The organism is Paenibacillus rubinfantis (assembly GCF_001486505.1).
Taxonomy (GTDB): Bacteria; Bacillota; Bacilli; order Paenibacillales; family Paenibacillaceae; genus Fontibacillus; species Fontibacillus rubinfantis.
Genome location: NZ_LN909065.1, coordinates 313,329 through 325,170 on the forward strand (window position 1 = coordinate 313,329; position 11,842 = coordinate 325,170).

Sequence of the window (11,842 nt, forward strand, 5' to 3'; positions counted from 1 at the left end):
CAGCCCCCTCCCGCTTGTGCAAGTTGTGTCGTTACTCTCGCGTTAAATCACCTTTTGACCCTGTACGTTTAACGTACAAGGTCAAAGCTATGAGCCGGAGCTTGCTGATCCAATTGCTCCAACACGGTATTGACGAACATCGTAAGCAAATTCAGCGCTCCCTGATATCCGATAATCGGGTATCGCTGCAGATGATGCCGGTCGAAGATCGGAAATCCAACCCGGAGTAAAGGCACTCCGGCTTCCTTCGCCGCATATTTCAAATGGCTGCTGCCGATGGCAAGTTCAACGGGTTCATCAAACAACAAGGAGCGCAGATGCCAAAGGTCCCGGCCCACATGCACCTTCGCTTCGCTCCCGTAAGGACTGCGGTCCAGAAGCAGCCGCGCCTCCTGCTCAAATTCCGGATCTCCGTTCGAACAGACGATGTGGATCGGCTCCATGCCAAGCTCTAAGCAAAATTCAATCAACCCCAGCAGCAGATCGGGATCGCCGGCCATGGCCACTCGTTTCCCGTGAAGGTAATTATGGGAGTCGGTAAAGGCGTCCACAGCCCGAGCGCGCTCGGTCAATAAGCTTTGCGGGATCGGCAGCCCCGTCATCGCGGCCATCGCTTCAAGCAGGCGGTCGGTCGCACCGATGCCTAAAGGGGTATACATGGACTGCACCCGCTGCTCCCAAGCCTCTTCCATGTAGGTTAGTGTTTTGCGCAAGCTGTATTTTTGGAGCGCCAATGTTCCCCTCGCTTCGGCAGCCTTTGGCACTGCGTCCAACGGAGTACCGCCGTAATAATAGGTATATGTCCCCTCTGCGCCGGAATCGAAGTTCTCGCTGTGATCCCCAAGTACGGTGTACTCCGCGCCAAACTGCTCCAGGATGCGTTTTAGTTCATCGAAATTCCCCGTATACGGCTCGAATCCGAGCAGTACATTTAACTTCTCACTCAGTCCGGCTTGCGTTTGCGCATCGGCTTGATCGTACAAATAGCTCAAGATCGCCTTTAGCATATGATCATACCCGTTGATATGGGAGCCGGAGAAGCTGGGCGTATTGGCGAAGGGAACCGGCAGATCTTCAGGCAGGGCCCCCTCCTTGCGGGCATTCCCGATAAATGCCGATAAGTCGTCGCCGATGACTTCGGCCATACACGTAGTGCTCATGGCGATCATTGCCGGTTTGTAGAGGGCGAGGCTGGTTTCCAGCCCGTCGATGAGGTTGCGCATGCCTCCAAACACCGCTCCATCCTCCGTCATTGAGGAGGAGACCGCAGGCACCGGCTCCTTGAAATGCCGGGCCAAATGGCTGCGGAAATAAGCGGTACAGCCCTGAGAACCGTGCACAAACGGCAACGTCTTCTCAAATCCCAGCGCCGCCATCACCGCGCCCAGCGGTTGGCAGGCTTTAGCCGGGTTAATCACAACCGCTTGACGTTGAAAGTTTTTGTCCGCATATTCCCTGGATCGGGTGTAGGCTGCGGTTTGCAGCACCTCCTCCTCCGGACACCCGTTTTCGAATTGCCGTTTCCGTTCCCGCTGCTGAACATATTTTTCGTCTTCAAACAGCTTGTTGTGATCCAAAACCGGTTTCCCGTCCATCATGCCGTGACCTCCTCTCGCCGCTGTGATTTGACCAACTTCCATACCGGGCTGTTGACGGCCATATCCATGTCGCGGGCAAACACCTTAAACCCGTCGAAGCCATGGTACGGTCCGCTGTAATCCCAGGAATGCATTTGTCGGAACGGGATGCCCATTTTGTGATACACATACTTCTCTTTGACGCCGGCTCCCATCAGATCGATGTTTAATCGCCCAGCCAATTCCTCCAATTCATAGGCACCTGGATCATCCATCAGGATCGTTGCCTGTCGCAGCTCAGGGATGGTTTTCAGATAATCGTCTTTGTGGGCAAATTCGTAGCCGGTCGCTACGATCTCCATACCCAAATCCTCGTAAGCGCCAATCGTATGCCGGGCCCGAAGGCCGCCAACCAGCAGCATGACCTTTTTCCCTTCCAACCGGGGCCGGTATTTGGCGATGACCTTCTCCATCTCCCCTTGATAACGCGCGATAACCTTCTCGCAGTTGGACTGTATCGTTTCATCAAAATGAGCGGCAATGGCTCTTAAGCTTTCGATCGTTTTGGTTGGCCCAAAGAAGTTATACTCCATCGACGGAATCCCGTACTCCTTTTCCATCACCTCACACATATAGTTCATGGAGCGGAAACAGTGAATCAAATTCAGCTTGGCATGATGCGCAGTCATGATCTCCTGGACCGTACCGTCGCCGGACCATTGACCGATCACCCGCAGTCCCATTTCTTCCAGCAGGATGCGCGAAGCCCAGGCGTCGCCGCCGATGTTGTAATCGCCGATGATATTGACATCATACGGTCCAGATTCCTTCAATTTCGCTCGACCCATAAGGAAATCACGGATCGCATCATTGGCGATGTGATGACCTAACGATTGGCTGACGCCCCGGAACCCCTCGCAGCGAACCGGTATGATCGGGAGGTCCAGTTCTTTGCTCATTTTTTTGGCAACCGCTTCAATATCGTCGCCGATCAGCCCAACCGGACATTCCGATTGGATCGTAATGCCCTTGGCCAACGGAAACATTTCCTTGATCTCCCGGCAGATGACCTCCAGCTTCTTATCCCCGCCAAATACGATATCCGTTTCCTGAAAATCACTGGTAACCTGCATCGCCGTAAAATTATTAACGCCAAGCAGACCGTTCGCGTAGTTTCGTCTTGTTCCCCAACTGTATTGACCGCAGCCGATAGGTCCATGGCTAATATGGACCATGTCCTTGATTGGTCCCCACACCACTCCTTTTGAACCGGCATAAGCGCAGCCTCGGACGGTCATTACCCCCGGACGCGACTTGACGTTCGACTTGATCGCACATTTGCCGCAATCTTGCTTGTAGTCCTCCTCCATTACCTCGTAGTGCCTTTTTCGCTCCTTGCCGGCTTTTTCCGGGAAGACCTCCAGGATCTCCTCCACATGCCGCCGGTTGTGAACCACGTCCGCTGTTCCCATCCTCCAACCTCCCTCACTCTAAATCTATTAGCTTCTATATGATTTCGATTTAGGCCATCTTTACGTTATTGCGCCGCTTTTAAAGGGGCTGCAGCGGCAGCCTCCTCGTTCTCGATCACCCCAAATTCCATCAGCAAGTCTTCCAATTCTTCCATACTGATCGGTGTCGGGATCGTCAGCATGTCGTTGTGAAGGATTTTGTCCGCCAGTTGCTCGTATTCGGAAGCTTGCGCATGAGCCGCATTGTATTGGGTTACGGTCATACGCCGCAGTTCGGCATGTTGCACGACATTATCCCGCGGGACAAAATGAATCATCTGCGTATTTAGACGCCGCGCCAGTTCGGTGATCAGCTCATCCTCTCGGTCCGTGTTCCGGCTGTTGCATATCAAGCCGCCCAACCGAACGCCGCCGCTGTTGGCGTATTTCAAGATACCGCGGGCAATGTTGTTGGCGGCGTACATCGCCATCATTTCGCCGGAGCAAACGATATAGATCTCCTCGGCTTTTTTCTCGCGGATCGGCATCGCAAACCCGCCGCATACGACGTCGCCCAGAACATCGTACGAAACGAAATCCAATCCGTCGTATGCCCCTTCCTCCTCCAGGAAGTTGATCGCCGTGATAATGCCGCGCCCTGCACAGCCGACGCCGGGCTCCGGTCCTCCGCATTCCACGCATTGGATCCCCCCAAACCCTTCCTGGATGACGTCCGCCAGCTCGAGATCCTCAACCGATCCTCGTTCCGCAGCCATGTGCAACACGGTTTGCTGGGCTTTGGTGTTGAGAATCAAACGAGTGGAGTCTGCTTTTGGATCGCAACCAACGATCATAATTTCTTGGCCAAACTTTTTGGCCAGTTGGGCCAGCGTATTTTGCGATGTGGTAGATTTCCCGATCCCGCCTTTTCCGTAAAAAGCAATTTGTCTCATCATTAAAACCTCCCTATTTATGATTAAAATTTGGTTTTATCGATCCTCTGATCTATGCGTGTCCAGACGTCTTTCCGATCTTTGGCGCTCGCAGGTAATGTTCATACTTCGCATATTCCAAAATCATTTCCTCAATGGGGCCGGGTTTGACCAGCGGAAGGATCCCCGCCGTTCTCAACTTCGCTTCCGGCGCTTTGCCGATCCCCGTGGAGAGCAGCGCAGAGCAATCGCTCAGGCTGATGACGATTTCCTGAAGTGTGGCAACCTTATCCCCGTTGCAACTGGCACGCCCCTGACAGTAGGCCTGCACTTTTCGGATGCCGAGGAAGGAGACGGTTTCTCCATCGGTTTCATACACCATAAATTCTTTGGCATGACCAAAATGCAGATTTACCCGTCCATCGCCGCGGGAAGCGACAGCTACGCGAAGCAACTCGTTTCCCGCTTGGTCCCTGCGAGTTGGGAAAACATCTCCCTGACACGCGCATGCGGTTGATCTCGCCCGCTTCCCGGCAGCGATCTGTGCCTCTTTGCGTTTCTTCAGCTGCCTAACTTTCTCTTCCAAGTCCTTATGCAGCAACTGGCGGGCTTCCGGATCAAGGGGAGGTGCGGACTCCAGCTTCTCCCAAGTGAAATCGCCGCTGCGGTCCTCACCTAACAATCCGATCGCATCCGCCCGACACTGCCTGCAATGCCGCATAATCCGCGCCCCCTCATCCCCACAGGCTGCTTGCACAGCATGGAGCTGTCGTGGAGTTGGAGCTTGACGCCCCTCCTGCTCGTAACGGCTGCCCGGTGCGATGATCAGAGGCATGATGTTATGCATGAAAGCACCTAATTCCTTCACCGTTTTTGAAACCACCGGCAGATGCTCGTCGTTGATTCCCGGAATCAGGACAGAGTTCACCTTTACGAGTACGCCCTTTTCACTTAAAGCTTGGATTCCCCGCAACTGCCTCGAGATCAAGAAGCTGGCCGCCTCCTTCCCCTCGTATTTGCGACCTTCCTCCTCGTCATAGACCCACCCGTAAATTTGGCTCCCGACCTCCGGGTCCACAGCGTTCATGGTAATCGTGACATGTTCGATCCCAAGCTGTTCGATTTCCTCGATATGCTTTAACAGATTAAGTCCGTTCGTACTCAAGCAAAGCGTGACGTCAGGAACGGCTTTCCGTATTCCCCGGAACGTCCGAAAGGTCTGCTCAGCATTGGCCAGCGAATCCCCCGGACCGGCAATACCAACCACCGACAGCTGAAGGAGCTGCGAGGCGACGCCTGCCACCTTGCGCGTGGCTTGCTCTGGAGTCAGCAATTTGCTCACTACACCAGGACGGCTCTCGTTAGCACAGTCGAATTTCCGATTGCAATAAAGGCATTGAATATTACAGGCAGGCGCTACTGGAACATGCATCCTTGCAAAATAACGGTGCGCTTCCTCGCTATAACAAGGATGCTTGACATTACTCTCGTTGCACGAGGCCTCGCTTGTACGGACCATACCCATCTCCCCTCTCCACTCGGTTCGTTTCATGTCAGATTTTCACATCCCTAAACCAAAACAACTGAAAATTACTGTAAAAATTTATCTTTATCATAAATTCGTGTAAAATAAGCGTCAATTAACATACCACCAAATTCCGGTCGATTTCCGTTCAATCCACAAATCAGCCATATTTTATGTTATATATCATGACACATTAATAACATGGATTCGTTTACATTTGTGATTCTCAATAAAAAAATCCCCTGGAGGATTCGCGCCATCTGCACGAACCCTCACAGGGGATTTCCTAAAAGATTTGGGAATGATGTCCCGCTTAGCTCACAACTTCCGCTGTTTCTGTCGGAAGCAATATTTCAAATACTTTGCCATGCTGTAAAATCGTGATGCCTCTCGTTTTATCCTTCATCACAACAACTTCGGGTTTAACGGACATCCGTTCCAGATAATGCTCAGGCACTTCGCCGGAGTCGCTGACGACCAAGCCTTCGACTTCCCGCTCATCATTTTCGCCTAGTTTCAGGTCGATCACTTGCTCAAAAACGTCCGAGAACTGTTCAAAGTTATCGGTATACACAGAAATGCATCTCATGGGGTCTCTCATCCTCACCTATTCGTTTATCTTACTTTGCCGCATTTTTCTTATTTTTTCTGTTTTGCGGCGTTTTCATACGTTTCTTGCCCTCCCGGCATACATCAAGCAGCGGGCAGACTTCACATTTTGGGTTTTGCGCCTTGCAGTGGTACCTTCCGAAAAAGATCAGGCGATGGTGCGTTAACGTCCATTCTTCTCGAGGTACCCGCTTCATCAGCTTCTTTTCCACTTCAAGCACGGAATCGTTCCAACCGGCCAAAGCTAACCGTTTGCTGACGCGTTCCACATGCGTATCCACGGCGATGGCCGGAACGCCAAAAGCGTTCGACACCACGACGTTGGCTGTCTTTCGCCCAACCCCGGGAAGTTCGACCAGGCGCTCGTGTTCCCTAGGCACCTCACCGCCATACCGCTCCAGCAAAATATGGCACAGGTTTTGAATGTGCTTGGCTTTGCTGCGAAACAAACCGATTTTGCGGATATCCTGTTCCAGCTCCTCGATCGGAACCGAAACATAATCCTCCGGCGTTTTGTACTTCTGGAACAAATCGGCCGTGACTTTATTTACGGTGGCGTCGGTGCACTGCGCGGACAGGAGGACGGCGATCGTCAGCTCGAAGGCATTCTCGTGGTTCAACTCGCAGCGCGCATCCGGAAACATGGCACCGATGGTGTCTAAAATATGGCGGACATCAGCCGCATTCATGTCTCCACCCCTTTCCTGGAGGCCCGGCTGGCAGCTCGGATTTCTCCGCGAAAAAACCGCCTTGATCCGGGAAACATCCCGCATCAAGACGGTTGATCTCACGAAAAATGATTATTGCTTTTCGATTTCAACCAGCTTGTCTCCGTTGAAATACAAAACAATTTTATCATTATTCTGGAGGGATTGCACGGATATTGTCGTGTCACCTTGGTGAATATAGGTGTCCGCCGTTACCGCAAATCGATAATTGTTATCCGAGGTACTGGACCGTAATACGATAATTTCTTTGCTCACCCCGTCATAACGAGAGAACTTGCGTTCCTGCGAGGTCAACACCTTCACAACAACCGAGCTGTTGGTGTCCTTACGAACTTCCACATGATCATTGGTTGTCAGCGATGTGGTGCTCGTGCTTACCTCGGTCCCCCGCTGAACCTTCACACCATTAGCCAAGGAGTAAGTCTCGACGTTACCGGCAAAAGATTTCACCGTCAAAGTCGTACCGTCAACGCTTTGTACCTTGCCTAGCGTCAATTTCACAACTTGTAGCGATACGGCCGTTTGTCCGTTAAACGTCACATCGATGGTTTGTCCAGCTTTCAGATCGCTGACTTTGATCGCCCCGCCATTTTCGCCGAGCAATACGGCCTGATCCACATAGAACTCGCTGGTTACTCCGCCTGTCGTTACCCGAATGCGGCTGTTCGTCGTGTTCACCGAAGCGATTTCGAATTGGATGGAAGTCTTCACCGCTAACGTTTGCAACGCGTCTTGATTTGCCGTCAGCATCGCGGTTACCGGGTCACCCGCTTTGATATCAGCTAATGTGGCACTTGCTTTGCCATAGAGGCTGATCGAAGGCGTGGTCCCCTGATAAGGGATTTCAACGGTTTTCCCGTTGGCCAGCAGGATCGTAATTTTCTTCGTCGACGTATTGGCCGAAACATAAGTGCCTTCGTATTTGTAGGTCACTTCCACATTGACCACACGCGAACCTACAACCGTCAAATCAACTCGGCGTCCTTTGGACAGCAGCGCTTCCAACCCGGATAAGGTTGGCGTTGTTGTGTTATAGGTGTATTTCGTTTTGTCATCAATAACGAAAACATACGGTTTTTCAGCGGCATCCATCACGGTGAGCGCCTTGGTTTTTGCATCATAATTGATCACAGTTGCGTTCGCCAACTGCTCAGACTGGCGTCCGGTTACGACGATTTTAGTCACTTCATCATCCGGGTTCAAGGTCATATCGACCTTGTCTCCGCCTTTTTCATCGGTGATCAAATCGTCCAAGGTCGCATCGGCAATCCCGTTAATTTGCACCGTAACATTCTTCGAGAGCCGCTTGATTTCGTCGCGTCCGCTGGCGTTCGTGTAGCTGAGCAGCGTATCGCCAACGAGATCCAGCAAGGTCCCCTTCACCGTACGCTCCGTTGCTTGGGTGACTTCTAGGGAAGCCAAGACCCCGTTCTTAACCGAATAGTTGACCGAAGCCCCTGTGTTCACTTCACCCATTTGATTAAGACGTTGGTTTTGATAAAGCAAAATCGTCTTATCATCAAACTTAAATATTTCCTCACTGCCGCTGGCGACTTTGATCGTGACGGTTTTTCCAGTGAGGTCCACATTGGAAACCGTACCGCTGCCGGAGACATTCCCTACGGATTGCAGTTGTACGATCACCGGCTTCTTCTCGGCGGTAAACGTTTCGCGTTGGACCACGACCGTACTTTCCGACGTAAGATCGCTTGCCTTGATGGCATTCCCATACTGGTCAACAAAAGACGTGTTATTATCGTACGTTAAGGTCAATGGAGTGTTGTTTACCAACAATAGCAATTGATTATTCCCGAGGTTCCGCAGCAATGTTCCTTCCGAACGTTCCAGTTGCTGGTTCGCATCCGTTACTTCCACGTAAGCCGCAGAGCCCACCTTATCAACTACCAGCAATTTGGTGTAGAGCTTCAATGCGCTTTGGGTCGTTCTCACTTCGGAATCCTTCGTAAAATAAACCGAACGGTTGTCCAGCGTAAAGCTTCTCATTTGACCGTTCGTATACAACGTCAGCTTGCTGTCCGTCAGTTGGGTTACAATCCCTTCGTAAACGTTGGCATATCCCGGGTTTACGTATTCGCCGCCGCGGCTGAAGAAGGTTGCGATTTGAGCCCGCGTTACTTTGCCAAGCGGATCAAAGCGGTTGCCTTCCACCCCTTTGGTCAGGTTCAGTTGAACTGCGACATTCACATACCCACGGGCGTTCGCAGAAATGCTCGATTGATCGGCAAAACCGGTTGACATGGACGCCGAGGCTTTCGCTTCCGTATCCTTACCTAAGGCACGAACAAGAATCTTCGCAACCCATTCCCGAGAAGCCTTCTTCTCGCCCCACGCTTCGCTATCCTTCATGGCCGCGATCTCTTCATTTTTATCGATCAAATTCTTCGAAAGTGCCAGTTCCAAATAAGGTTTAAAATAATTGCCGACTTTGAGGTCTGCCGGAGCACCGGAGCCGCTGCCCAACTGGGAATCCAGGTTCATAAACCGGATCGCCATCGTAATCGCTTCCTGTTGAGTTACGTTATCGCCCGGCCGGAATTTTCCGGCATCGCCAAGCAGAATCCCTTCAGACGCCAGCTTGTAGATATGCTTCTCCGCCCAAAATCCGCTCTGTACGTCACTGAACAAAGAAACCGAAGCAACGTTCTGCGAAGTGGTTACGGCTGGTGTTTCCTCGGCAAATGCGGCCGTTGTTCCGCCTAAGCACATGGCCGTGACCAGCATGGCGGACACCGCTCTTTGAGTACTGCGTTTAAACGAACGTTTATATGATGCCATCAAATTCTTCCTTTCTACAAAAAAGATCTCTTTACCCATTCGACGGCAGACGGGCGAGTTCCTCCCCAATTCCTTAATTTCTTGACAATGGATGCGTCAGTTCGACATGGCCCATAAGCGTATCCACGGGAGCCCCGTCAACCAGCAAATCGATCCCTTGCACTTCATTGAATTGGAACAAGGTCTTTTTCAGCGCATCGAGAGCGAGCGCTTCCCCACCCGCACCAAGGCGCGCTTCATCAGGCAGCGACAAGTCGACGGTTACCGTTCCGTCCTTGAAATCGGCGGAATGAAACTCCACTTTACTCCACAAGGAGAACTGCGTGGTGTTGCTTGGGGTTTGCAGCGATTGGAGGGCCGCCAGATATTTGTCCCCTTCCGCCTGGAAAGTGATCTCGCGACGAACTTGAGTTAACTCCAGCATTTGATCATCCGTAAAATACGTATCGATCGTTTCCGTCATTGGCTGCGATTGATTTGTCCCGCCGGCTCCCTGCGATGCATCCGCATCCTGCGGCGTCGTTACGTTCGAATCTTGAGCGTTCTGTTGATTGGTCTCTGCATTCCCCGCACCCGCATTAGGCGAGGCCTGCGGTTTCTGCCCACAGCCGCTGCTCAAGGCGAGCAGAAGAACCAAAACTCCCAAGATATAGCTTTTTTTGTTCACGGTTACTTCCTCCTTCGCCCGGCAATCACTGAAGGCCGAGATATTCTTTGATGCCGTCAACGATGCCTTGAGCAACCTTATTGCGGTATTCGTCGGTTGCCAGGAGCGCATCGTCATTCTTGTTGCTTAAGTACCCGCATTCCAGAAGCACGGCTGGCATCGTCGTTTCCCGAGTCACGTGCAGGCTTTGCGTGCGGACCTTTCGATCGGCCAAACCGGAGGCTTGAACCAGATGCTTATGCATGACTTTCGCTAAATCCAGGCTTGCTGCCCGGGTATAGTAAGTTTCCACGCCGCTGGCCGTACTGGAACCGGAGTTCGCGTGTACGGAGATGAAGATATCCGCGTTTGCCTTTTCGGCGATTTTCACCCGATCCTGTAACGTCGGATACGTATCGCTTTGGCGCGTCAGCACGAGGTTGATGTTGGGTTCATTCTGCAGCAGCTGCTGCACTTTCAGAACGACTGCCAGGTTAAAGTCCTTTTCCTTCTTTTTCGTAACGCTGATCGCTCCTGGGTCGCTGCCTCCATGGCCGGCGTCCAGTACAACCGTCTTCTTCCCGTCACCGCCGGAGGCTCCCCCTTGGCTTGGGTCCACGTTCAAATTCACGACGATCAAACCGTCGTTTTCGTTGATCAGTTGGTAATTCACCTTATAGTTCAAATCCAGTACGACACGTACGGTCGAGGGATTATTGCTGAACATGGCGTATCTGACCTTGGAAACATCGGGATAATCCGTTACCTCGATGGCTCCACTTTTGTTCACGTCGAGCGGAGCTCCGTTTGCCAACGTTTCAGCGAATTGCGCTTGCGGGAAGTCAATGACCAGTCGTTCTGGACCACTCATCGTAAAAATGGTTGGCGTCACATTCTGATCCACCGCAATCATCAGGCTGTTGTTGCTAAACCCGATCCCGGTCACTTGGGCTAGGTTGTTGGCCGTATCCGTTGGCGGCACAACCGTACCCGGTTGCGATCCATCGGTCCCTGTACCGCTATCGGTGCCGGTGTCGTTGCCGGAACCAGCATTGCCTGTATTCCCGCTGCCGCTGCCCGAACTAGGCGTTGTTAAATAGGCCGCTTTGGCCGCGTTGTCCCAAGACACCTGCAGCCCCATCTGCTCGCTGACGAAACGCATCGGTACGAGGGTTGTATCCTCGACAAGCCTTGGCGCTACCGCCAGTTTGAACTCGCTGCCGTTAACGGAAGCGGTTGTTTTGTTGACGTTGAGAATAAGCGTTGTCCCCGATTGCTTTATGGTTACCGTGCTCGTCTTTTTCTCCCAGTTGACGTCAAAACCCAGCTCCTCCGCGACGACACGAATTGGAATCATCACATTTCCATTCACATTTTGAACTTGTCCATTTTTGGGCAAAGCGAGCGCTTTCCCATCCAGATAAATCGTTGTGCTGCCCGACGCGGCATGTCCCGTTTGCGCCATCACCAACAGCAGCATCCAGGCGAACATCAGCGCCGCCAAACCTTTTTTCTTCATCCGTCACCCCTACCATCCTAGAATTTTTGCCTCATGATGACCGATGACGATTCACTTGC

The 11,842-nt window shown here is 52.1% G+C and carries 9 protein-coding genes; all 9 read right to left on the minus strand.

Annotation, left to right across the window (positions count from 1 at the left end):
* Positions 1-68 precede the first annotated feature (68 nt).
* On the minus strand, positions 69-1,598 hold the full coding sequence (nifK, locus tag BN3277_RS12815; protein ID WP_059043252.1) for a nitrogenase molybdenum-iron protein subunit beta: 1,530 nt from the start codon (positions 1,596-1,598) through the stop codon (positions 69-71).
* Positions 1,595-3,049, minus strand: coding sequence for a nitrogenase molybdenum-iron protein alpha chain (gene nifD, locus BN3277_RS12820; protein ID WP_059043253.1), 1,455 nt, complete (start codon positions 3,047-3,049; stop codon positions 1,595-1,597). Before nifD ends, nifK begins: the two co-directional genes overlap by 4 nt.
* Before the next feature lie 65 nt (positions 3,050-3,114).
* A complete protein-coding gene (gene nifH / locus BN3277_RS12825; RefSeq protein WP_232436419.1) occupies positions 3,115-3,984 on the minus strand; it encodes a nitrogenase iron protein in 870 nt (289 codons plus the stop codon).
* A gap of 49 nt (positions 3,985-4,033) precedes the next feature.
* A complete protein-coding gene (nifB, locus tag BN3277_RS12830; RefSeq protein ID WP_316244809.1) occupies positions 4,034-5,512 on the minus strand; it encodes a nitrogenase cofactor biosynthesis protein NifB in 1,479 nt (492 codons plus the stop codon).
* Positions 5,513-5,798: 286 nt separating this feature from the next.
* Positions 5,799-6,074, minus strand: a complete 276-nt coding sequence (locus tag BN3277_RS12835; protein WP_059043256.1) for a hypothetical protein — start codon at positions 6,072-6,074, stop codon at positions 5,799-5,801.
* Between the two features lie 31 nt (positions 6,075-6,105).
* Complete coding sequence (gene nth / locus BN3277_RS12840; protein WP_059043257.1) at positions 6,106-6,783, minus strand: endonuclease III; 678 nt, start codon at positions 6,781-6,783, stop codon at positions 6,106-6,108.
* A gap of 111 nt (positions 6,784-6,894) precedes the next feature.
* A complete protein-coding gene (locus BN3277_RS12845; RefSeq protein ID WP_059044762.1) occupies positions 6,895-9,618 on the minus strand; it encodes an S-layer homology domain-containing protein in 2,724 nt (907 codons plus the stop codon).
* Between the two features lie 73 nt (positions 9,619-9,691).
* Complete coding sequence (locus BN3277_RS12850; protein WP_059043258.1) at positions 9,692-10,285, minus strand: GerMN domain-containing protein; 594 nt, start codon at positions 10,283-10,285, stop codon at positions 9,692-9,694.
* Positions 10,286-10,310: 25 nt separating this feature from the next.
* Positions 10,311-11,783, minus strand: coding sequence for an N-acetylmuramoyl-L-alanine amidase family protein (locus tag BN3277_RS12855; protein WP_059043259.1), 1,473 nt, complete (start codon positions 11,781-11,783; stop codon positions 10,311-10,313).
* Positions 11,784-11,842: the final 59 nt, after the last annotated feature.

Bases quoted from the DNA above. Each gene is read 5' to 3' on its own strand.
- nifK (WP_059043252.1), bottom strand. From the start codon at position 1,598: ATGATGGACGGGAAACCGGTTTTGGATCACAACAAGCTGTTTGAAGAC.
- nifD (WP_059043253.1), bottom strand. From the start codon at position 3,049: ATGGGAACAGCGGACGTGGTTCACAACCGGCGGCATGTGGAGGAGATC.
- nifH (WP_232436419.1), bottom strand. From the start codon at position 3,984: ATGATGAGACAAATTGCTTTTTACGGAAAAGGCGGGATCGGGAAATCT.
- nifB (WP_316244809.1), bottom strand. From the start codon at position 5,512: ATGAAACGAACCGAGTGGAGAGGGGAGATGGGTATGGTCCGTACAAGC.
- BN3277_RS12835 (WP_059043256.1), bottom strand. From the start codon at position 6,074: ATGAGATGCATTTCTGTGTATACCGATAACTTTGAACAGTTCTCGGAC.
- nth (WP_059043257.1), bottom strand. From the start codon at position 6,783: ATGAATGCGGCTGATGTCCGCCATATTTTAGACACCATCGGTGCCATG.
- BN3277_RS12845 (WP_059044762.1), bottom strand. From the start codon at position 9,618: ATGGCATCATATAAACGTTCGTTTAAACGCAGTACTCAAAGAGCGGTG.
- BN3277_RS12855 (WP_059043259.1), bottom strand. From the start codon at position 11,783: ATGAAGAAAAAAGGTTTGGCGGCGCTGATGTTCGCCTGGATGCTGCTG.